The organism is Winogradskyella pelagia (assembly GCF_017581965.1).
In the GTDB taxonomy this organism is placed as follows: domain Bacteria; phylum Bacteroidota; class Bacteroidia; order Flavobacteriales; family Flavobacteriaceae; genus Winogradskyella; species Winogradskyella pelagia.
Genome location: NZ_JAGEVF010000007.1, coordinates 22640 through 45344, shown reverse-complemented (window position 1 = coordinate 45344; position 22705 = coordinate 22640). Strand labels below are relative to the sequence as shown.

Annotated in this window: 18 protein-coding genes; 10 read left to right on the top strand and 8 right to left on the bottom strand. The window is 37.6% G+C overall.

Annotated features, from left to right (window positions below; all coding sequences use genetic code 11):
- Positions 1-184: 184 nt before the first annotated feature.
- From J4050_RS09710 to J4050_RS09695, 4 genes are all read left to right on the top strand, one after another.
- Positions 185-1471: a dihydrolipoamide acetyltransferase family protein gene (locus J4050_RS09710; protein WP_208154514.1), complete on the top strand. Its 1287-nt coding sequence runs from the start codon at positions 185-187 to the stop codon at positions 1469-1471.
- 47 nt (positions 1472-1518) lie between these two features.
- Entirely contained in the window at positions 1519-2586 is a 1068-nt protein-coding gene (locus J4050_RS09705) for a branched-chain amino acid aminotransferase (RefSeq protein ID WP_208154386.1), read from the top strand.
- Positions 2587-2687: 101 nt separating this feature from the next.
- The gene (locus J4050_RS09700; protein ID WP_438874716.1) at positions 2688-4682 is read left to right on the top strand and encodes an alpha-ketoacid dehydrogenase subunit alpha/beta; all 1995 of its coding nucleotides are present in this window, start codon (positions 2688-2690) and stop codon (positions 4680-4682) included.
- Between the two features lie 53 nt (positions 4683-4735).
- Positions 4736-5797, top strand: a complete 1062-nt coding sequence (locus tag J4050_RS09695) for a bestrophin family protein (RefSeq protein ID WP_208154384.1) — start codon at positions 4736-4738, stop codon at positions 5795-5797.
- A 7-nt stretch (positions 5798-5804) separates the two neighbouring features.
- Here J4050_RS09695 and J4050_RS09690 read toward each other — a convergent pair whose 3' ends face one another.
- The 4 genes from J4050_RS09690 to J4050_RS09675 all read right to left on the bottom strand — a co-directional run bounded on the left by J4050_RS09690 (position 5805) and on the right by J4050_RS09675 (position 10377).
- A complete protein-coding gene (locus tag J4050_RS09690; protein WP_208154383.1) occupies positions 5805-7481 on the bottom strand; it encodes a SulP family inorganic anion transporter in 1677 nt (558 codons plus the stop codon).
- A 108-nt stretch (positions 7482-7589) separates the two neighbouring features.
- The gene (locus J4050_RS09685; RefSeq protein ID WP_208154382.1) at positions 7590-8195 is read right to left on the bottom strand and encodes a DUF4136 domain-containing protein; all 606 of its coding nucleotides are present in this window, start codon (positions 8193-8195) and stop codon (positions 7590-7592) included.
- A gap of 11 nt (positions 8196-8206) precedes the next feature.
- On the bottom strand, positions 8207-10216 hold the full coding sequence (gene hutU, locus J4050_RS09680) for a urocanate hydratase (protein WP_208154381.1): 2010 nt from the start codon (positions 10214-10216) through the stop codon (positions 8207-8209).
- On the bottom strand, positions 10216-10377 hold the full coding sequence (locus J4050_RS09675) for a C1orf53 family protein (RefSeq protein WP_208154380.1): 162 nt from the start codon (positions 10375-10377) through the stop codon (positions 10216-10218). Before J4050_RS09675 ends, hutU begins: the two co-directional genes overlap by 1 nt.
- Before the next feature lie 58 nt (positions 10378-10435).
- Between J4050_RS09675 and J4050_RS09670 the strand changes: the two genes are divergently transcribed.
- Positions 10436-10756 (top strand): hypothetical protein, encoded by a 321-nt coding sequence (locus tag J4050_RS09670; protein ID WP_347879110.1) that lies wholly within the window; start codon positions 10436-10438, stop codon positions 10754-10756.
- Here J4050_RS09670 and J4050_RS09665 read toward each other — a convergent pair.
- Positions 10746-13925 (bottom strand): RemA C-terminal-like gliding motility protein, encoded by a 3180-nt coding sequence (locus J4050_RS09665; RefSeq protein ID WP_208154379.1) that lies wholly within the window; start codon positions 13923-13925, stop codon positions 10746-10748. The two genes, J4050_RS09670 and J4050_RS09665, sit on opposite strands and share 11 nt — an antisense overlap.
- Positions 13926-14131: 206 nt before the next feature.
- On the opposite strand from J4050_RS09665, the gene J4050_RS09660 reads away from it, so the two are divergent.
- From J4050_RS09660 to hemL, 3 genes are all read left to right on the top strand, one after another.
- Entirely contained in the window at positions 14132-15022 is an 891-nt protein-coding gene (locus J4050_RS09660; RefSeq protein ID WP_208154378.1) for a 1-aminocyclopropane-1-carboxylate deaminase/D-cysteine desulfhydrase, read from the top strand.
- 74 nt (positions 15023-15096) lie between these two features.
- Entirely contained in the window at positions 15097-15813 is a 717-nt protein-coding gene (locus J4050_RS09655) for a glucosaminidase domain-containing protein (RefSeq protein WP_347879109.1), read from the top strand.
- 4 nt (positions 15814-15817) lie between these two features.
- A complete protein-coding gene (hemL, locus tag J4050_RS09650; RefSeq protein ID WP_208154376.1) occupies positions 15818-17104 on the top strand; it encodes a glutamate-1-semialdehyde 2,1-aminomutase in 1287 nt (428 codons plus the stop codon).
- Positions 17105-17139: 35 nt separating this feature from the next.
- On the opposite strand, the gene J4050_RS09645 is transcribed toward hemL, so the two are convergent.
- A complete protein-coding gene (locus tag J4050_RS09645; RefSeq protein WP_208154375.1) occupies positions 17140-17466 on the bottom strand; it encodes a hypothetical protein in 327 nt (108 codons plus the stop codon).
- A gap of 508 nt (positions 17467-17974) precedes the next feature.
- Here J4050_RS09645 and J4050_RS09640 point away from each other — a divergent pair.
- Together J4050_RS09640 and J4050_RS09635 are read left to right on the top strand one after the other, a co-directional pair.
- Positions 17975-18853, top strand: coding sequence for an alpha/beta hydrolase (locus J4050_RS09640; protein ID WP_208154374.1), 879 nt, complete (start codon positions 17975-17977; stop codon positions 18851-18853).
- Positions 18813-19634, top strand: coding sequence for an alpha/beta hydrolase (locus J4050_RS09635; protein ID WP_208154373.1), 822 nt, complete (start codon positions 18813-18815; stop codon positions 19632-19634). The genes J4050_RS09640 and J4050_RS09635 overlap by 41 nt, the downstream gene beginning before the upstream one ends.
- A gap of 58 nt (positions 19635-19692) precedes the next feature.
- Here the strand turns inward: J4050_RS09635 and J4050_RS09630 are convergent, their stop codons facing one another.
- Together J4050_RS09630 and J4050_RS09625 are read right to left on the bottom strand one after the other, a co-directional pair.
- Positions 19693-20076 (bottom strand): hypothetical protein, encoded by a 384-nt coding sequence (locus J4050_RS09630; protein WP_208154372.1) that lies wholly within the window; start codon positions 20074-20076, stop codon positions 19693-19695.
- A gap of 113 nt (positions 20077-20189) precedes the next feature.
- Complete coding sequence (locus tag J4050_RS09625; RefSeq protein ID WP_438874715.1) at positions 20190-22688, bottom strand: zinc-dependent metalloprotease; 2499 nt, start codon at positions 22686-22688, stop codon at positions 20190-20192.
- Positions 22689-22705: the final 17 nt, after the last annotated feature.

Sequence of the window (22705 nt, the reverse complement as noted above, 5' to 3'; positions counted from 1 at the left end):
AAATTTATTTTTAGAGGTCTGAAATACAAATATAAAAGAATAAAAAACTAAAATTAGAACTAAAAAAAGAAATAAAAACTTTTTAATTCTTATTTAGAGGTTGTTAACAGTGCAAATCACCCATGTTACTTATCTTTGTTTCTTATAACAAATTATATTCAAATTGGCGAAAGTTGAATTTAAAATGCCCAGATTGGGCGAAAGCATAACTGAAGCAGCAATCATCACATGGTTTAAAAATGTTGGTGACTCAATTGAAGAAGATGAGATGCTTCTGGAGGTGGCAACAGATAAGGTGGATTCTGAAGTGCCATCTAATGTTTCTGGTGTAATTGAAGAGATTTTATACGAAGCAAATGATGTTATAAAAATTGGAGAAACTATAGCTATTATTAACAGTAATGGAGCGGTGCCTATTTCGTCATCGAAAACTAAAAAGCAGACGTCGAAAACAGAGAAACCTAAGCCTAAAAAGATTGAAAAATCCAAAGCAAATAAGCCTTCAACTAAAATAAGCGCTGAACAATTTAGTATTTCAAATACAAATTCGTTTTTCTCACCATTGGTTGTTTCTATCGCAAAAGAATTCCATATCAGTTTTGAAGAATTGGCTAGAATACCAGCTACCGGAGCAGAAGGAAGATTACGTAAGAGTGATGTTTTTAAATATATAGAGGAGGGTCGACCATATCAGTTTGCACAAGCCGTTGCCCAACAAGACCCAACAGCTTACCGTATTCCGCAGTTAACATTCGATAAGGGAGAAGGTAAAATTATTGAAATGGACCGCATGCGTAAAATGATTGCGGATCATATGGTCTATTCTAAACATACCTCACCTCATGTTACTGCTTATGTAGAAGCCGATATGACTAATATGGTCAATTGGCGTAATGCAAATAAAAAAGCATTCCAAGAAAAATATGGAGAACGCCTTACGTTTACGCCACTATTTGTTGAAGCCGTTGCAAAGGCTGTCAAAGATTTTCCAAATATTAATGCATCAGTAGATGGAGATAATATTATTGTCAAAGAAGATATAAATATTGGTATGGCTACGGCCTTGCCAAGCGGAAACTTAATTGTTCCTGTGGTAAAAAATGCAGATACTAAAGACTTAAAGCAACTTGCAGAAAATGTCAACATCTTGGCAAATAAAGCTAGAGAAAACAAGCTTGTAGGAGATGATATAAAAGATAGCACATTCACCATTTCTAACGTTGGAACATTTGGAAGTGTCATGGGAACACCAATTATCAATCAACCCGAAGTTGCCATTCTTGCTTTAGGTATTATTAAGAAACGTGCTGAAGTTATTGAAACCGAAAACGGTGACGAAATCGCAATCCGAAGTATGATGTATCTATCCTTGTCTTTTGACCATCGCGTAGTAGATGGTTTTTTAGGAGGAAGTTTTGTGCGTCGTGTCGCCGATTATTTTGAACAATTTGATACAAATCGAAACATATAAAAATCTGTCATTCTGAGTTTTATTCAGAATCTCATAAACTATAAACTATGAGTTATAACATTTCAATCACCAAAACACAATCGTCAAAATTAGACCAATTAGATTTTGATAATATCCCGTTGGGAACATCCTTTACAGACCATATGTTTATTTGCGAATACAAAGATGGGCAATGGCAAAACCCAAGAATCGAACCGTTAAGGCCAATTCCTACGCATCCTGCCGCGATGGCATTACATTACGGTCAGGCGATTTTCGAAGGGATGAAGGCGTATAAAAATGCAGAGGGAACACCATTATTATTCAGGCCAGAACATAATGCATCTCGTTTAAATAAAAGTGCAGAGCGCATGGGAATGCCAACTGTTCCAGAAGAACTATTTGTAGATGGCTTAAAAGAATTGGTAGCTTTGGACCACGCTTGGATACCACCGCAACAAGGAAGCGCATTATATTTAAGACCTTTCATGTATGCCACTGAGGCATTTATTGGGATGCGTGCTGCGACAAGTTACAACTTTGTGATAATGGCATCACCATCAGGGCCATACTTCAGTAAACACATTCGTTTATGGGCAGAAAAACAATTTATTAGAGCTGCAGAAGGTGGTACTGGCGAGGCAAAAGCAGCAGGTAATTACGCCGCAGCAATTCGCCCAACAGAATTGGCAAAAGCTAAAGGTTACGATCAAGTCTTATGGTTAGATGCTGCTGAGCACAAGTACATTCAAGAAGTAGGGACTATGAATATCTTCTTTAAGATTAATGGAAATTTTATAACTCCGGAATTGGATGGTTCGGTACTACATGGTATCACACGATTGAGTGTCATTGAGCTACTAAAATCTATGGGTTACCAAGTCATAGAACGCAAAATTACTATTGATGAAATCCGTGAGGCATCACGTAACGGTACTTTAGAAGAAGCCTTTGGTACGGGTACTGCCGTGGGTATAGCTTACATAAAAGAAATCGGACTTGAGAATGAAACGATTCATGTCTCTGAAGAGAGTCCGGTTGCGGTAGAAGTTAATGATACTCTAAATGCCATTAAGATAGGAAAGATAGACGATAGATTTTCTTGGATGACTGAAGTTCAAAGCCAATTAGCTTAAAATAAAAGATGCAAAATCAAGATATAAACCTAAAAAATAGGACTGGATTAGATAAAAAAGTTCTTGCTGAGGGATTTTCTAAGTTGTGTTTAGCAAAATCTATGGCAGAATTATACGAAGCTAATTTCAAACAGGTTTCAAAATATGTACATGCTACATCGCGTGGTCACGAGGCTATACAAGTTGCTTTAGGGTTGCAATTATTGCCCCAAGATTATGCCTTTCCGTATTATAGAGATGATGCAATGTTATTGTCTTTCGGACTAGAGCCTTACGATGTAATGCTCCAACTGTTAGCCAAAAAAGATGATCCATTTTCTGGAGGACGAACCTATTATTCGCACCCTAGTTTAAAAGATGATGATAAGCCAAAAATACCACATCAATCTTCAGCAACAGGTATGCAAGCCATTCCTGCAACTGGTGTTGCCATGGGAATGCAGTATAAAGAATTGCAAGGCTTAAACGATACAACTATTGAAAACCCGATTACTGTATGTTCATTAGGTGACGCCTCTGTGACTGAAGGTGAAATCGCTGAAGCGTTTCAGATGGCAGCTTTAAAACAAATGCCCATTTTGTATTTAGTACAAGATAATGGTTGGGATATATCTGCAAATGCAGCCGAAACAAGAGCCCAAAATGCTGCAGAATATGCACAAGGTTTCCATGGATTAGAAGCGATTTCTATCGATGGTGCCAATTTTATTGAAAGCTACGAAGCTCTTAAAAAGGTGATTGCGACTATTCGAAAAGAGCGCCGTCCGTTCTTAGTACATGCCAAAGTACCATTATTAAATCATCATACATCTGGTGTACGCATGGAATGGTATCGTGATGATTTAGACGAAGCACGTTCTCGAGACCCATACCCGGTTTTAAGACAGCAATTACTAGATAATGGAATCTCAGATTCTGATATTAATGAAATAGAAAACGCAGCAAAAGACAAAGTAGCATTAGATTTTGAAAAGGCCTTAAAAGCAGAAGACCCAAAACCTGAAGATTTATTTACCCACGATTTTGTACCAACTCCAATAACAGAAGAAAAAGGTGTCCGTGAACCAGAAGGAGCTGATAAAGTAGTGATGGTAGATTGTGCATTATTCGCTGTTGAGGAATTAATGAGAGAGCACAAAGAGTGCTTGGTTTATGGACAAGATGTAGGCGGGCGCTTAGGCGGAGTATTTAGAGAAGCTGCAACACTAGCTCAAAAGTTTGGAGATGACCGTGTGTTTAATACACCAATTCAAGAAGCATTTATTGTAGGGTCCACGGTTGGAATGTCTGCTGTTGGATTAAAACCAATTGTTGAGGTGCAGTTTGCGGATTACATTTGGCCCGGACTTAATCAACTATTTACAGAAGTGAGTCGAAGTTGTTACCTCTCAAATGGTAAATGGCCAGTGAGTATGATATTGCGCGTACCTATTGGTGCTTACGGAAGCGGTGGACCATATCATTCATCATCTGTAGAAAGTGTGATTACTAATATTAGAGGCATTAAGATTGCCTATCCAAGTAATGGAGCAGATTTAAAAGGCTTAATGAAAGCGGCCTATCACGACCCAAATCCGGTAGTTATTCTAGAGCATAAAGGCCTGTATTGGTCTAAAGTACCTGGAACACTGACAGCAACGTCAAAAGAACCAGCAGAAGATTATGTATTGCCTTTTGGGAAGGCTTGGTTGCTTCAAGAAATCTGGAAACAAGATGATGTAGAAACTCTAACTATAGTAACCTACGGAATGGGTGTGCATTGGGCATATAATGCATCAGGGGAATTAGATATGCGCAACCAAATTGAAATCATCGATTTAAGGACTTTATACCCTTTAGATGAAGATACTATAATGAAATCTGTAAAGAAAACAGGGAAATGTTTAGTGGTCACCGAAGAGCCATCAAACAATAGTTTTGCAAGAGCATTAGCTGGTAAAATTCAAGAAGAATGTTTTAAATATTTAGATGCACCTGTTATGACTATTGGCAGTGAAAATATGCCAGCCATACCTTTAAATTCTACCTTGGAACAAACTATGATTCCTTCAACCGAAAAGGTGAAAGTGAAAATTGAAGAGGTATTAAGTTACTAGTACACTTTGCTTACTGGAAATTCTTTATCTTTCATTCAATAACACCGAATTGAATGCTGACTAAGAAACGTTATTCTGTTAAGGAAATGGTCCTTTGGACCAGAGGAGAAACACTTATCTATCTTTCCTATGCGGCAGTTCTGACTGTGCTTTATGAAGTAGTTGGATTAACGTTTCTAAATGTACCTTGGACCCCAGTAGCACTTATTGGTACTGCAGTTGCCTTTATGGTTGGTTTTCAAAATAATGCTGCTTATGAGCGCATTTGGGAGGCTAGAAAAATTTGGGGTGCTATCGTGAATACCTCGCGCACTTGGGGTATGAAAGTTCAGGATTTGGTAAGAGTAGATCGAGAGGGAGATGTTGAAAATCAAATTAATTTATCTGAGGATAGACAAATATTGGTGTATCGACATATAGCTTGGTTAACAGCTCTACGTTACGCGATGAGAAGCAGAAAATCATGGGAAACACAACACAGAGCCATAACGAATCAGGAATGGCGAAAACGGATTCATACACCAGAGTATATTACCAAACTAGAAGAGAGTCTAGAACCCTATTTGTCAGAGACTGAACAAGCCTATGTATTATCAAAATCAAATAAACAGGCGGCAATCTTGTATTTACAATCTAGGCATTTAAGAGCCTTGAAAGATAAAGGGATACTAAAGGAATTTACATTTTTAAATCTTGAGGATGTATTAGAAGAATTATTTACGCATCAAGGACAAACGGAGCGTATTAAAAATTTCCCTTATCCCAGGCAGTATGCCACACTCTCTCTTTATTTAACTAGGATATTTGCTATTCTTTTGCCGTTTGGTATTATACCAGAGTTTGCTGAAATTGGTGAGGAAATGTTGGAAGAGTTTAATCGCGTTGGTCGGTATTTTATTTGGCTAGCCATTCCATTTTGTGCTGTAGTATCCTGGGCATTTCACGTGATGGAACGTATGGCCCGTGTTGGAGAAAATCCATTTGAAGGCACTGCGAATGACGTACCTATATCAACTATTTCAAGGAGTATAGAGATTAACCTCAGGGAGATGCTTGATGAACCTGATAGTGAGATACCAAAACAGTTTCCAGAAGAAATGAACGTCCAGATGTAATGCGGATTTAAATGTCGTAGGCCGATAAGGGTTTAGTAAACTCTTCAGGATTTGCGGCCAAATGATATCTTGGGTCATCAACAGCTTCTACTATGACATCTTCAAATATAGGACTTCCTTTTCTAAGGATGATTTTACAGTCTTCACTCAAATGTTTTAGCTTAATTGATTTACCAGCGGCCTCATATTTTTTAACAATATTGAAAATAGCCTCTAACGCAGAATGATCACTTATTCTAGACTCAATAAAGTCAATTTCTATGGACTGAGGGTCATTTTTCACATCAAACTTAGAATTAAAAGCTTGTACTGAACCAAAAAAAAGTGGTCCCCATATTTCATAAGTTTTGGTGCCGTCTGTTTGAATGCGTTTACGTGCTCTAATCATAGTGGCACTTTTCCAAGCAAATACTAAAGCAGAAATAATTACTCCTGCAATTACTGCAACCGCTAAATCCTTCCAAACGGTTATGGCTGAAACCGCTATAAGCACAATAGCATCAGATAACGGAATCTTTCTAATAATTCTAAAACTACTCCAGGCGAAGGTTCCAATAACTACCATAAACATTACGCCTACAAGTGCTGCGATTGGTATTTGTTCAATCAACGGTGCTCCAAACAAAACGAAGCATAGTAAGGCGACTGCAGCAATGGTGCCAGACAGTCTTCCTCTACCTCCAGAATCTACATTGATAATAGATTGTCCAATCATAGCACAACCTCCCATACCACCGAATAGACCATTCAATATATTTGCGCTGCCTTGAGCAATGCACTCTCTATTTCCGTTTCCTCGTGTCTCTGTAATCTCATCAACAAGATTTAGTGTCATTAATGACTCTATGAGGCCAACAGCAGCCAATATTACTGCTGTAGAAAGTATGGTGTCCCAGTGTCCTGCCAAAGTATAAAACAAACTGAAGATCTGTTCTTGGAAGGTAGGAAGACCACCTTGGAGACCTTGTCCACCTCCTTCTCTAATAAAAGAGCCTACGGTGCTAACTTCTATATTTCCAAAAATTGTTATACCCGCGACCACAATGATAGCAATGAGCGCAGCTGGAATCTTTTTTGTCAATTTGGGTAGTCCATACATAATACCCATTGTTAACCCTATGAATCCCATCATTTTCCAAAACGAAAGGTTTGAAAATAGAGCAGTTAACCATTCCGAAGTATTACTAAATAGTGAAATATCCTTTGGAACAGCATTAGGAAACAAGCTTAATTGAGATAAAAATATGACAATAGCTAAGCCATTTACAAAACCCATCATAACAGGATGTGGGATTAGTCTAACAAACTTCCCCAATTTAAAAACACCAGCAAGAATTTGAATTGCTCCAACAAAAAGTAAGGTAATGAACAGCCATTGTAAACCAAGGTTATCAATTGGAACATCTAAAGTTTGTCCTACTGCATTCCCTTTTTGTATTAAATAGACCATAACCACGGCCATAGCACCTGTTGCTCCAGAAATCATTCCTGGTCTACCACCAAAAAGAGCTGTAACAAATCCCATAATAAAAGCACCATACAAGCCAACAAGAGGGTCAACTCCTGCTACAAAAGCGAAAGCAACAGCTTCTGGAACTAAGGCAAGAGCAACAGTAAGTCCAGAAAGGATATCGTTTTTTGGGTTTTGAGTAAAATTTTTACGCGTGGTTTGTCCGAGAATCATTACTTGTGCTTTTAGGGCGGCAAAGATAGATTTTTTAATTAAAAAGGTACCAAAACAAAAAAAGCACCGAATTTAATCCGATGCTTAAAAAATATTTTTAGATGTAAATCAATTCTGTCCTGGAGGGAATTGGGCCATAGTTTTCGCTACAAATTCTTTAATCCTAGCTTCCTTTTTTTCGACACTTTTAGTGACTAGATAGCCGGTGCCAGAACCTTGCCAGATTAAGTCCATTTTCTTTGTATCTATTAAATCAATAAAAAGCATACCCTCTATAGAGGTCGAAACTTGATTTCCGCCCCAGCCAGGTCCCCAGCCCCAGCCAGGTCCCCATGCCCAACCAGGTCCCCATCCCCAGCCGCCCCAGCCGTTGTTGTAAATATCAACACGCTGATTGGATTCGGTGAATATACTAACCAAAAGGTCAGGTTCTTCAGATTTTCTTAAGCCTTTGGAAAGGAGTTCAGCTTCAATGGCTCTTAGAATACGTCGCTTGTCAATATCACTAATCTTTGCTTCGTCTATTCCAGGTTTGTAAAATGCAAACGTCTTGTAATTCTCAAAGTTTGCATTTTGCTCATAATCCACTGCAACTCTAATACTGCTGCACGACGATAGTGTCACAAGAATTAATAAAATAGTAACCAGATTGCCTAATCCCTTAGTGGTGGTCCTTTTCTTGGAGCGCCCATCATAAGTTTTTCCTTTTTTCATAGTGCTCATTTTTATAGTGTTTCTAACAAGGTGTCATCAACTTGGTTGGGTAAAGTAACTTTTAATTCAGGTTCTTTTTGCATAGCGCGTTTTATAGCGAAAATAGCGCCTTCGTTTCTGGCCCAACTCCGTCTAGAGATGCCATTGTTTACATCCCAAAATAACATTTGTTTTAAACGCCTGTCCGTATCCATAGAACCATCAAGAACCATGCCGAAGCCGCCATTTATTACCTCGCCCCAACCGACTCCTCCTCCATTATGTACACTTACCCAGGTAGCACCTCTAAAACTATCGCCAATAACGTTATGTATGGCCATATCAGCGGTGAAACTAGAACCGTCATAAATATTACTTGTCTCTCTGTACGGAGAGTCTGTTCCAGATACATCATGATGGTCTCTTCCAAGAATTACATAGCCAATTTCACCTCTGGCAATTGCTTGATTAAACGCTTCGGCAATTTTCATCCGGCCTTCTGCATCTGCATATAAAATTCGAGCTTGGGAGCCAACAACGAGTTTGTTCTCCTGTGCACCTTTAATCCATTGAATATTGTCCGCCATTTGTTGCTGTATTTCCTTAGGAGCATCTTTCATTATATTCTCTAGCATATTACAAGCGATTTCATCTGTTTTTAATAAATCTTTTTCTTTCCCTGAGGCACACACCCAACGAAAAGGACCGAAACCATAATCAAAGCACATAGGACCCATGATGTCTTGGACATAACTAGGATATTTAAACTCTCGACCTAGACTTGGGTTCTCACTCATAACATCTGCTCCTGCTCTTGATGCTTCTAATAAAAAGGCATTACCATAATCAAAGAAATAGGTCCCTTTTTTTGTATGAGCGTTTATGGCAGAAGCATGACGTCTTAAACTATTTTGAACATGAATTTTAAATTCCTCTGGATTGTTGGCCATCATGCTATTGGCTTTCTCAAAACTTAAACTCATGGGATAGTAGCCTCCTGCCCATGGATTGTGCAATGAAGTTTGGTCGCTCCCTAGATCTATGTGAATATTTTCTTTATTGAATTTCTCCCAGACATCCACTACGTTACCCAGATAGGCTAAGGAGACTACTTCGTTATATTTTTGGGCTTTTTTTACGCGAAGAACTAAAGCATCTAAATCTGTAATTTTCTCATCTATCCAACCTTGGTCAAGTCGTACTTGAGTGATTTTTGGATTTACCTCTGCACATACAGTTATACAGCCTGCAATATTTCCTGCTTTTGGTTGAGCACCAGACATACCTCCTAGGCCAGATGTAACGAAAAGACCACCTGAAGGAGATTTTCCAATTTTTCTAAAACCGTTTAAAACCGTTATAGTTGTTCCATGAACAATGCCTTGAGGACCTATGTACATGTAACTTCCAGCAGTCATTTGTCCGTATTGGGTGACACCTAACGCATTATATTTTTCCCAATCATCAGGCTGGGAGTAATTAGGAATCATCATACCGTTAGTTACCACAACACGAGGAGCCTCTTTATGGCTAGGGAATAGTCCCATGGGATGTCCAGAATACATGACCAAGGTTTGTTCGTCAGTCATTTCTGCCAAATATTTCATAGTGAGCCTATATTGCGCCCAATTCTGAAATACGGCACCATTTCCGCCATAGGTAATTAGTTCATGTGGATGTTGGGCTACTGCATAATCTAGATTATTTTGAATCATTAGCATAATTGCAGCAGCTTGTTTGCTCTTTGCAGGATATTCGTCTATCGGTCGTGCATACATGTTATAGTCTGGTCTATACCGATACATATAGATGCGGCCATAGGTGTCTAGCTCGTCCTTAAATTCTGTTAATAATTCTTCATGATGCTTTTTGTCAAAATACCTTAGGGCATTGCGTAGGGCAAGTTTTTTTTCCTCTTTGGTTAAAATAGTTTTGCGTTTAGGTGCATGATTAATAGTTGGGTCATATGGTTTATGTTCAGGAAGATAATCTGGAATCCCTTCCAACAATTGTTCTTTAAACGATAAGCTAGTTAACTGCATCAGTTTTGTTTTAAGTCATTCTTATTGAAACCATAAGGGCAGTGTCTGCAGCCGCTCTCACAGCAGTAACCACGTTTTAGTAGGTACTGCTCAGTAAAACAGCGATAGCCCTCAGGGGTGAAGTAGTAATCGCCTTCTTCTATGGGGACATATTTTTTCATGCTTTACAAAGATAACGCAAAATGGATTGATTTTTGATATCGAATAATTGTGGTTATTGTGTCAAAATATCTTATACCAAAGGGTTATGCAGGTTTAACCCTTTATCCCTTTGTTTTTTTAAAGAATAAGAGATTTAAATCTAATGAAGTAGTTTTAAATCATGAACGAATTCACTTAAGACAGCAAAAAGAACTTATGGTTCTACCTTTCTATCTTATTTATGGGTTTGAATTTTTACTTCGTCTGACTCAATACAAAAATTGGCCTGATGCTTATAGGAGTATCTCATTTGAAAGAGAAGCTTACGAAAATGAAAAAAACCGTGATTATTTGAAATCAAGATCTTGGTTGAGTTTTATAAAATATTTTAGAAAATGAGTTTAACCACCTCTTGACTTCCATCAACTAAAGAAATCTTTAAGAATATAACCTGTGTTTTTGAATTAAGAGCATCAATGCGAAACATGTTTTGGTTAATATTGGATTTTTCAAACAAAGATCTACCTAAGACATCATGAACTTTAACATTTGCGATAGATTTTAACATTGATTCAATTTGGATTTTTTCTTGTTTTTCATAAACCAAAACACCTGAGGACATATTTGTACCATTTACGCCAAGACTTCCTGCATTATAGCGTAAAACAAATCTGTCATTAACTATACCAGCTTCGCTGTTAAAAAAGTATGGGGCGTTTTTTATATTGTGAATTATGCCATCATGCAAATCTTCAATAAAAATTTGAGAATTCTCCTCAAGAAAAATACCTTCCAAAGTATTAATTGCAATAGTTTGAATACCTGCTTCAGAGATGTTTAGTCCTAGTGGTACTGTATCTGTTTCATCAAAAGGAATTTGCCTTCCCTGAATAATATACATGTCCTCATTAATAAGAGAATACAGGTTTAGACCATTACCTTGAGAATTCTTAGCATCGAACATGCGGTCATGTTCGTTTGTGGCGCCATTTACATAAGCTACAAGAGTAATATTGGTATTGTTGTTTGGTGCTACATAATCTAGCCAAATTCTGTGTGTTTCAAGTGTTGTGCTAGTTGCTGTTTCACTTGTCCTATAGAACTGGTCGTTAGCATAACTGCTGTTACGCATGGCATTGTTGAAAGTAACTGTTTCAGTGGGTGTTGCTAAATCATTCATAAGCACAAAGAATCCTTGGCCTGCAGCGATACTTCCATTAAACCCAACTGGGATTGAAGGTCCACTGCCCGTCCAGACTAAATAATCGACTGCATTGTAGTTATAGACGAAGTCTTGATAAAATGGAGAATCACTAGCAGCGATATCTGTATTGTGTGTCCATAAATAGACCGAGCCTTCAACGTTATTATTTGATGGTAGCGCTAGAAAACTCATTGCACTTATCGCTGAGGGATAAGGATTTCCTATTAAATTCCAATTGTCGGCTTCGGGAGTAACCAAGTCATCTCCAGGGCCTACATAAGGTAGTCCAGTATAACCTCCTCGAGTTATGGCAATATCAACATTTCCGTTATTTGGAGTCCCATCAAATGTGGCAGTGTAGGGACTTGGAGTACTAGGATGGCCATTTGGACCTTTAACTATATACCCTTTAGCCAAGGTCATTAATCCAGAAGCACTTTCCCAACGACCAAAATCGTTAGGTACAAAATTAGGTGGTGGACCGTCTGGTCTGTCAAAACTAGGATTCCAGTCATATATAAAATTGGAAGGTGTATTAATTGAAATATCCTCTACATTAAAATTTGCTACTGGTGATGACCAATAGACATAGTCATTTTGGCGCATATTGGCGGTTCTAGCCATAGTAAATGTTCCGTCCACAGTATTGGCAACATCATCAATTTGTATTAGGCTTGCACTATCTTCCATAGTATAGGTTGCACCAGTTTCAACCTCGATAAAGTTTAACACGGTTAGAGTTGAATTTGGTTGTTGAGTTAAAGTAGCGCCATTTTCAATTGTGAGGTTAAGACCAATGCCATTGTCACTATTGTAAATAATGGGATCATTACCCGTAACTGGAATAACTATACAATCCGTTGCCGTTGGAATTGTGTCATCACTCCAATTAAACGGATTCATCCAATTATTTGTAGCCTCTGAACCGTCCCAAATTTTTCCTCCAACAACTGTAACTGTAGTATCATCTGAAATGATAAGATTTCCACCATTACAGAGGTTGTATGTGACTTGAGCAGTGTACATAGTAGTTACAGAAGGGCTAATCGTTATTGTCGTTTGTCCATTATAGGTAGGTTCTAGCGTACCATCTACTAACCACTCTAGTGTAGCAGTAGAAGAGCCTCCCGAAGGTGTAAATCGCCAAGCTTCGTTTGTAGCTACCCAGTTATCATCTAGGGTATTTCTACATGGTGCTACAACGGCTTCAGTAGCACCAACGTTTTGTATGCCAACTATGGCATTTCCGTCATTCCATATACCAAAAAAGTCGTCATCTAAGTCCTTTTCTTTGATTAAAATTTCAACAATATTTGTATTTTCATACAAAACAGCCATGACAGTTTGACGTTTTGAATTGTCTCCAAGATTACCATTATCCCAAAGAGGTATGTCGTCCCAAAGTACCACCAAAGCATTACAGCCATTCACGTTGGTCGTACCATAAGTAATTTGGCCAGAACCTAAAACGCTTGGGTCTAAATCTTGGTAAGCAGCGTATATTGTGTCATCAAAAAGGTCTTCATCGGTACTTGGTAAATTCTCATCAAAGGAAAATCCTGAAAGTGTATTTGCTCGTGAGGGGTCAAATGAAATCGTGCCATTTGTCCCAACAACAAATTGGGCTACTGTATTGCCATAAAAACAAAAGTCAAAAGGAATATTGAATGCTGTGTTAGACCATCTATCGTCCTCTGTACCAGTCGAACCAAATAAAATCGACGTTGTAGCAGCTGCAGCAAAATTTCCAAAAGTAGTAGCGTCATAGGTGATTAAATCCACATTATAATCCGAGGTATCACCTAAATCCATATAATTTGCCGTTAAGGTCTCTGACCCTGCTCCTGAACCGCAAGATACAATGCTGGATGAGTCTGGTGTAACATCAACATTCGGACATGAAGGGGTGGTTATAGGAGTCGGTAACGCACAAGGTAAGGACAGTAGAGTGACCAAAATATCTCCATTATCGAGAGAGCCACCAGATTGGCAATTAAATCTGTTTAACTGTATTCTATAACTCCCATCAGCTGGAGGTATAAAATTAATTGAGGCAGCTAAACCAGCACATGCAGGTCCGTTATCATCATTATATCCCACAACCGTACCTCCTAAATCCCTTATGGTCATTTGTGTATCAACACCCGAGTTGCAGTTTGAAATTCTATAGGTGGCATTCGCAATCATGTTAGTCACTCTAAAGTTTTGTCTCCCGGCATTATTAATAGGAGGATTGCAGGTAATGGAGTTGCCAACAATTGTCGGTGCAGCCGTTGTGCATGCATCAATGCCTAAATTCGGACATTGCGCATTTACACTAAAGGAAAAGACGAGAAACAGAATTGAGATCAATCTAACGGCCATCGGATAAATTAAATATTTTTAACTAATAATTTTTTCTTTAAGTAGACAGGATTAAGGAAAAACAATAATTTTTCACTTAAGTTTGGATACGGGATCGAAGCAACGATTTCCTCAATATTTGTTTGTGGCACTACTTCGAATTTCTGTTAATTTAAAGTTAAGATATTGCTGATTTACAGCTTAATAAATCTTAATTTATCGATGAAATGTATATTATTAAGGATGAAATAATCAAAAATGATAAAATTAAGCTTGTGTTGCGACGCGAAGATCTAATACATCCCATAGTTTCAGGAAATAAATTTCGCAAGCTGAAATACAATCTCGTAGAGGCAAAGAATCTTGGTTATGCCAACCTTCTTACCTTCGGTGGTGCTTATTCCAATCACATAGCGTCTACAGCCTATGCTGGCAAACAGTCTGGCTTAAAAACGATCGGAATTATAAGAGGAGCAGATCTTCACAATAAGATAGATCACAACCCTACCTTAAGTTTTGCCAAAGAAAACGGCATGAAACTTCACTTTGTCCGCAGGGAAGCTTACAGGAGAAAAGATCAGCAGGAATTTCTGGACAAATTGAAAAGTCAATTTGGAGAGTTTTACCTGTTGCCAGAAGGCGGAACCAATACGTTGGCTGTTAAAGGCTGTGAAGAAATATTGATTAAAGAAGATTACGACTACGATTTCATCTGTTGCGCTGTGGGTACGGGAGGTACAATTGCTGGCATTATAAATAGCGCTCAAACCCAACAAAAGGTCTTAGGTTTTCCAGCGTTAAAAGGTGATTTTATTCGCAACGATATTCGTAAATTTGCACAACAAAAAAATTGGGAGATTATCACAGATTATCATTTTGGAGGCTACGCAAAAATAAATGCTGACTTGATTTCGTTTATCAATAGATTCAAGGCCAAATATGGTATTCCATTAGATCCTATTTACACTGGGAAAATGATGTATGGTATCTTAGATTTAATGGAGAGAGGGTTTTTTCCAAAAGATGCTAAAATACTTGCAATCCATACTGGCGGCTTGCAAGGAATAGCTGGTATGAATATAGTTTTGAAAGAAAAAAATCTACCATTATTAGATTGATGAAAGCATTGAAAATTATACTATGCTGTTGTGTCGTGCTTTTAGCTCTTGGTTGCGGTCCGAAAAAAGGTATTGTGACTAAAAAGGAAAAGAAAAAGGACGTTGTTGATAAAACAAAAAAAGGGCATGAGGTGACTGAAGCGAAAACAATTACTAAACCGCTATCATCTACAGAACAGTATATTGACCAATTTGCTGGGATTGCCAAGCGACAGATGCGCACTGCTAAAATTCCTGCAAGTATTACTCTAGCTCAAGGTATTTTAGAATCCGGTTCTGGAAGAGGTCGTCTAGCCGTCAAGGGCAATAATCATTTTGGAATTAAATGTCATGGTTGGCAAGGGGCTAAAATATATCACGATGATGACAGGTCTAAAGAGTGTTTTAGAAAGTATAAGGAAGCAGAGTCCTCTTATAGAGACCATTCAGAATTTCTAACTGGACGGAAGCGTTATGCCAACTTGTTTAAGTTAAAACCAGATGACTATAAAGCATGGGCCAAAGGATTAAAAGCTGCTGGCTATGCCACAGACCGTAAGTATCCGCAGAAGTTAATTAGCTTGATAGAACGCTATGAGCTATACAAATACGATGCAGAAGTTTTAGGTAAGGGCAATCTCGATGAGCTAGTAAAAGTGAACAGTGGCGTTCTGCGTTATATCGTTGAGCGAGGAGATACCCTTTATTCCTTGGCTAAACGTTATAGCACAACAGTTGAAGCCATAAAAGAATTAAATAATTTATCATCAAATGATTTGGCCTTAGGTCAAGAATTAATGATTCCCAATTAATATTATGATTTATCAAAGAAGTAGCGCGTTGTTTAAAGATGCAGAACGAGTTATTCCGGGAGGTGTAAACTCTCCGGTAAGAGCTTTTAAGGCCGTTGGAGGAACTCCTATTTTTGCCAAATCTGCTAGTGGCGCTTATGTTTATGACGAGGATGGTAACCGATTTATCGACTATATCAATTCTTGGGGTCCGATGCTATTGGGTCATGCTTTTCCGCCAGTAGTTAATGCGGTTATAGATAGAGCTAGGGAAGGCACGTCATATGGTATGCCTACTAAGCTAGAGACAGAGATTGCGGAATTAGGAGTCTCCATGGTCCCTAACATTGATAAGATACGCTTTGTTAATTCTGGAACCGAGGCTTGTATGAGTGCTATACGCTTGGCAAGAGGCTTTTCACAAAAAGAGAAAATAATAAAATTTGCTGGATGTTATCATGGTCATAGTGACGCCTTTTTGATTCAGGCAGGAAGTGGAGCCGTGACATTTGGTTCACCTAATAGCCCAGGTGTAACTCAAGGGACAGCTAAGGATACGCTTTTAGCGGATTATAACGATTTAGTAAGTGTTCAACGCTTATTCAAGGCTAATAAGGATGAAATAGCTGCAATTATCGTGGAACCTGTTGCAGGCAATATGGGCTGTATTCCACCGCAGCAAGGGTTTTTAGAAGGATTAAGGCAGCTATGTGATGAATATGATGCTCTTTTGATATTCGATGAGGTGATGACAGGATTTAGGCTTGCCAAAGGGGGTGTTCAAGAACTCAAAGGTGTAGATGCTGATATCGTTTGCTTTGGAAAGGTTATTGGAGGTGGATTACCTGTTGGTGCTTTTGCTGCTAGAAATGAAATAATGGATGTGTTAGCCCCATCAGGACCTGTTTATCAGGCAGGAACACTTAGCGGAAACCCGCTGGCTATGGCAGCTGGATTAGAAATGCTAAAGGCCATTAAATTAGATAAGGGCTTAATGAACAGGCTAGAGGAAAAAACCAAATATCTACACCAAGGAATGGCAGATGTTTTAGACCGTCACAACATTGATTACACTATCAATAGAATAGGCTCAATGATATCTGTACATTTTTGTACGGAAGAGGTTGTGGATTTTAAAACAGCTGCAGCTGGTAATAATGACACTTTTAAGACATTTTTTCATGGTATGCTAAATCGAGGGATTTACATTGCACCGAGTGCTTTTGAGTCATGGTTTATTACTGATGCGTTATCCTATCAAGATTTAAATGAAACTATTGCTGCAGTTGAGGAAGTTGCAAAAGAGTTATAAAAAAGCTTCATGAAAATGAAGCTTTTAGAAGTTTTTTACTCTTCTTTTAATTTTAAATAACGCTCAAATTGGGCTTCTGTAAGAATCAGTTTGAATTTCTCGTCTCTGAAAACATTTAACTTCTCTAAGGAAGGATTATTAAGCGATGTATTCCTTAGGCTAGACTTTTTTTGAACATAGACCTTATACACGTCGTAAATCTCGTTACGCTGTTCATTGTCAAATTTGAGCTGTTGTCTTAAGGCTTCAGTTTTTTCTGCAGCTATCGCGTTTACGTCTTTTTTATTCATTTGAGCAACTGCAGATTGGGTTCCAAGAATCATTGCAATTGCAAAAGCGCATATGGTAATTACCTTTTTCATTTTGTGAGATTTAATTATTGGTTACTAAAATAGTAATTTATTTAAAAGTAGCGTGCCTGATAGAAAACAGTCTTTCAATTTTTAATTCTATAGTGTTTTAGTGATGACTTCGTCTTAGATAACGAAGAAGTATATTTAGCCCATTGTTCTGGGGTTAAAATATCTTTAAACGCAGAAATTATCTTATTGAAAGGATCCTTATGTATTTTGTCATATTTTAATTGAGCTTCATCTTTGGATGCTTTTTGTGAATTGCCGTAATCATCTTTCAATTTAGCGCTTTGTATTTTATCGGACGACTTTACAGATTTGCTCTAGGCAGTACTAGTGGTTATAAATGGCAGTAATAGAAGTGAAATAGTTCGTTTCACAATTGAAATGCGATTTTAGTTACTTTTAAAAGTAGTTGTTTTTTTAGGCTTTATTTTTAACTATTGAATATTTATACAATAATATCTTCATGAGCCTCAGTCTAATTTTTCTATATTGTAGGTATATATTTCTTTATATGACTTATTGGGTTTCTACAGTTCTCATTATTTTCAGTATATACTTTGCAATTAGTATAGCACTATATTACTTGCAGGATTATATGCTTTTTAAACCTGAAAAATTACCTTTAGATTTTCAATTTGACTACGAAAATCAACAAACCAAAGAATATAATCTCGAAACTAGAGATGGAGCTATTATTAATGGATTGCGATTTTTTCCAAAAGGGGAGAGCAAGGGTGTTGTACTTTACCTTAAAGGCAACTCCAAAAGCATAAAAGGCTGGGGGAAATTTGCCGTAGATTTTACTAGGCATGGATACAATGTGCTTATGGTAGATTATCGCGGTTTTGGGAAAAGTACAGGAAAACGTTCCCAGAAAGCTATTAAGCGCGATTTACAAGAAGTATATAACAAGATTAAGGAAAGAACTTCCGAAGATAGGATTATACTATATGGGCGGTCATTAGGTTCGGGTTTTGCAACAAAGCTAGCATCATTGAACAATCCACGTTTATTGATTCTAGATGCTCCATATTACAGTCTAACAAAAGTTACGGCACGTTACGCACCTTTTATGCCACTTTCAATTTTAATAAAGTACCCGTTACCAACCTACAAATGGCTTAAGTACGTGCAGTGCCCTATACATATTATCCACGGAACAAATGATAAGCTTATTCCATACAAGACAAGTGTTAAACTGGCGAAGATTAAGCCAGAACTTACTAAACTTCATACGGTTATTGGAGGAGGTCATAAAAACTTGAATAATTTTGAAGCATACCATAAAATGTTAGATGATATTTTAAATAGCGAGCCTAAAACTATAGATTTAGAAACAACGAGTATTAATGTCATTCACAGTGCGAAAAAATCCAAGAAAAAAGCTTAAATACACACTATTTGCGCTTTTTGGAATATATATTATGATTGGAGCCTCCTTATATCTTTTGCAAGAAAAAATAATGTTTTTACCAACTGAATTGGCGCAAGACTATGAGTACCAGTTTAACTATCCGTTTGAAGAGGTTTTTCTTAAGCCTGAGAAGAATGCGCTCATTAATGCCTTACATTTTAAAGCTAAAGCGCCAAAAGGAGTAATTCTGTATTTTCATGGAAATGCGGGGAATTTGAGCAGATGGGGTACTGTAACAGAATATTTTGTTGGTTTAAACTACGATGTCTTTGTGATAGACTATAGGACATATGGTAAGAGCAAAGGTAAGCTTAGTGAAGAGGCACTTTATAGCGATGCACAATACTCCTACAATTACCTTAAGGAGTATTACAGTGAGAATGAAATAATTATTTATGGACGGTCTTTAGGAACAGGTATAGCATCTTATTTAGCACAAAATAATACACCTAAAAAACTATTTCTAGAAACACCCTACTATAGCATTGCAGATGTCGCTAAACATAGGTTTCCGTTATTGCCGGTTTCCTCTTTACTAAAGTACAAAATTCCAAGCTATGAGTATTTAAAACGAGTAAATTGCCCCGTTATAATATTACATGGCACAGCAGATAAAGTGGTGCCTTATTCCTCTGGTAAGAAGTTAACACAGATTGGCGTACAGGACATATTGTTTATTTCTATTGAAGGTGGCGGCCACAATAATCTCATAGAATTTGAAACTTATCACATAGGCGTAGAAACCCATCTAAAATAAGAGAGCTTCATATAATTATGAAGCTCTTATCAACGAAATTCGTCACTGAGGTATGTACCTATAGCTTTATTTTTTTCTGCTCGTCTGTTAATATTTTATCCATACCGTTTTGAAAAGAACTATTGCCCATAACAGTTTTAGATATTTCATTTTGTGCGGCCGAGCCCATTAATTGATCAGGAGAAAAACTAGAAATAAGTTTTTGTACTTTTTCTGATTTCAATTGAGAAACCACTAAATCACTGACCTGCGTCTGTTGTTTTTCCGACAAATTCAGTTTTTTAGTTAGTTTTTTAACTTGGTCACCAGCAAACTTCTCTACAAAAGAGTTGTTATCTGTGGCTTTAGTCATGCCTTCTGCAGATTTAGATAGTGATTTTAAATCTTGTGCGCTTAAATTAAACGCAACCATAGTTATAAGTAATAAGATTAATTTTTTCATTTTTTTAGTGTTTTAAATGGTAAAGATAACATTTTCAAAACTTTGATAAATGTAAACCCCAAAAAAAAGCTTCGATTTTTATCGAAGCTTTTTTTACCATTGTTCTTTCTATCCTAATTATTAGGGTCAAGAATATCATTTACGCGCTCTAATGCATCTGCAATATGAATTCTACTCATAGCGTCCCCACCACGTGCATTTCTTAATTGAGAACGTAAGGACTTCAATTCAGCTCGTACAATTGCTCTAATATCAGATTGACTTACATTTACACTTGTACCACTAAAGAATCTTCTAAATTGAGCAGGTATTGATGGCTGCTCATTTTTCATTATAAACTCCATGCGTTCTATGTAAGCACGTTGTAGATTACGTCTGTAAATATCTATTTTTTTACCTGTACGTAATTCACTAAACACACCTTTGCGCAAATCCTTCATCATATCATACAAACCATAAGCTGATGAACCGTTAATGGACTCATTCTCGAGCAAACGTTGCATTCTGCCAAAATCCATCATATTGTTCAACGTACGCGTTTGAATTCCTCTTACACGTTCAATATGTCCAGCACTTTCTATTTTGTTGAAAATGTTGTTGTCTAACATCCATTCTGGCGTAGTAAACAACTGATCTTGTATAAATTGCATTGCTTTTTTCTGGTGGTCAGCAGGAACGTGTGTGTAAACTGCTCCTTCTTGGTCGTAAGTCTTGTAGTACTCATATACACCACCAATATTAGATGATACATGACCCATATAGCGATTAAACTGCCCAAGGACTTGACCGTACATGGTTTCTAAATCATCATAATTTTTACCGTCTTCTGCAGTCCATTCAATTAGATTAGGAAGAATACGTTTAAGATTTTTTATACCGTATTCACTAGCTAGTACCGCGTCATCTCCTAAGTCTTCAGTTTGAGAGCTAGGGTCAATAACTCCCCTTTGTTGTCTTCCAAAGCGATACATTGGGTCTCCAGCTTTTTCTAATATCCAGCTGTCTAATGTTTTCTTTTCATCAGCAGCAGTTTTGGCTTCAAGAATAGGTCTGTAACCCCAATTTATTGAGTATTTATCGTAAGGTCCAATATTTGGCATTAAAGCCACGCCTTCATCACCTGGTTGAGCCACATAATTGAAACGGGCATAATCCATAATTGAAGGTGCTGTTCCATATTTCCTTGTAAATTCAGCATCACGTAATTTCTCAACTGGATAAGCTACGCTGCTACCCATGTTATGTGGTAGACCAAGCGTATGCCCGACTTCATGTGCAGATACAAAACGAATTAATCGTCCCATAACTTCATCTTTAAAGGCAACACCTCTGGCATCAGGGTTAATAGCTGCAGTTTGTACAAAGAACCAGTTTCTCAATAAGGTCATAACGTTGTGATACCAGTTAATATCACTTTCCAATATCTCACCAGATCTAGGGTCACTTACGTGAGGGCCATTGGCATTTGGTATTGGAGACGCTAAATATCTAACTACAGAATATCTGGCATCTTCAGGAGACCATTCTGGATCTTCCTCTGGTGTTGGAGGGTCTTTTGCAATAATAGCTTCTTTAAAACCTGCGGCCTCAAAAGCTACTTGCCAATCTTCAATACCTTGCTTTATATAAGGTCTCCATTGTTCTGGAGTTGCCCTATCAATATAGTATACTATTTGTTTCTTAGGAACTACTAATTCCCCTCTTTTAAATTTCTCAATATCTTCATCTCTAACTTCTAATCTCCAACGGTCTAGATATGTGATGGTTTTACTCTCTTGAGCTGGTAAGCCATAATCCGTTGTGCCACTGGTGAACCATCCTACACGCTGATCAAATATTCTACGTTGCATAGGTACTTTAGGAAGTAATATCATAGAATTGTTGATTTCTAAAGTAATTGCTCCAGTATTAGAATTTGATGGTGGCTGGCCGGCAGCGTATGTTTTTACTGTTCTAGACTCAATGTTAGTTGGGTAAGACTTTAAACTTTCAATGTACGAGAGCTGTCCGTCTAGGCGTGTAATTCTATATTGCTGACGTCTTCTTTGAGGAAAACCTAATGGCTTGACATCTTTTGAAAATAAATCGGTTACGTCTATAACAGTGCTTGTAGAGTCTTTTCCTAGAGCCTTAATAGGAAATGTTGCAATTACTGGTTCAAAGTTAGAATTTACTACTGCTTCATGCACAGGTAAAGAATCTGCAGCTACTACTTGGTGAGATACCATTCTTAGTAATACTTTTTTGTCTTTCTTTTGCCAGCGAAGTACTTGCTCGCTCAATTTTCCACCGCCAAAACCAAGTCCTGCAGCAGTTTTAGAAATACGGGTTACCATCAACATTTCTCTTTCAAATAATGAATCAGGTATTTCGTAAAAATATTTGTCCTCTAATTGGTGCACATAAAAAAGACCTTCGTCCGATTTGGCCTTGTCGGTTATCACCTTATCGTAAGGCTGAATATCATTTTTACCAGGCTTTTTTCCTGGTGGTTTAGCCATTGCTGTTTGGTCTGATTTTTTAGATTTGCTGGCTTTTTTCGTTGTTGAACAAGAAAAAACCAAAAATGCGCAAAGCACATAGAGTAGTTTAGTTGAATAGAATCTCACAATTGTCGGTTTTAAAAAAT

What these genes read in the sequence shown, in the direction of transcription:
- J4050_RS09635 (WP_208154373.1), top strand. Translation starts at nt 18,813, where the DNA reads ATGTCATTCACAGTGCGAAAAAATCCAAGAAAAAAGCTTAAATACACA.
- J4050_RS09690 (WP_208154383.1), bottom strand. Translation starts at nt 7,481, where the DNA reads ATGATTCTCGGACAAACCACGCGTAAAAATTTTACTCAAAACCCAAAA.
- J4050_RS09665 (WP_208154379.1), bottom strand. Translation starts at nt 13,925, where the DNA reads ATGGCCGTTAGATTGATCTCAATTCTGTTTCTCGTCTTTTCCTTTAGT.
- J4050_RS09640 (WP_208154374.1), top strand. Translation starts at nt 17,975, where the DNA reads ATGACTTATTGGGTTTCTACAGTTCTCATTATTTTCAGTATATACTTT.
- J4050_RS09705 (WP_208154386.1), top strand. Translation starts at nt 1,519, where the DNA reads ATGAGTTATAACATTTCAATCACCAAAACACAATCGTCAAAATTAGAC.
- J4050_RS09675 (WP_208154380.1), bottom strand. Translation starts at nt 10,377, where the DNA reads ATGAAAAAATATGTCCCCATAGAAGAAGGCGATTACTACTTCACCCCT.
- J4050_RS09700 (WP_438874716.1), top strand. Translation starts at nt 2,688, where the DNA reads ATGGCAGAATTATACGAAGCTAATTTCAAACAGGTTTCAAAATATGTA.
- J4050_RS09630 (WP_208154372.1), bottom strand. Translation starts at nt 20,076, where the DNA reads ATGAAAAAATTAATCTTATTACTTATAACTATGGTTGCGTTTAATTTA.
- J4050_RS09685 (WP_208154382.1), bottom strand. Translation starts at nt 8,195, where the DNA reads ATGAAAAAAGGAAAAACTTATGATGGGCGCTCCAAGAAAAGGACCACC.
- J4050_RS09710 (WP_208154514.1), top strand. Translation starts at nt 185, where the DNA reads ATGCCCAGATTGGGCGAAAGCATAACTGAAGCAGCAATCATCACATGG.
- J4050_RS09695 (WP_208154384.1), top strand. Translation starts at nt 4,736, where the DNA reads ATGCTGACTAAGAAACGTTATTCTGTTAAGGAAATGGTCCTTTGGACC.
- hutU (WP_208154381.1), bottom strand. Translation starts at nt 10,216, where the DNA reads ATGCAGTTAACTAGCTTATCGTTTAAAGAACAATTGTTGGAAGGGATT.
- J4050_RS09660 (WP_208154378.1), top strand. Translation starts at nt 14,132, where the DNA reads ATGTATATTATTAAGGATGAAATAATCAAAAATGATAAAATTAAGCTT.
- hemL (WP_208154376.1), top strand. Translation starts at nt 15,818, where the DNA reads ATGATTTATCAAAGAAGTAGCGCGTTGTTTAAAGATGCAGAACGAGTT.
- J4050_RS09645 (WP_208154375.1), bottom strand. Translation starts at nt 17,466, where the DNA reads ATGAAAAAGGTAATTACCATATGCGCTTTTGCAATTGCAATGATTCTT.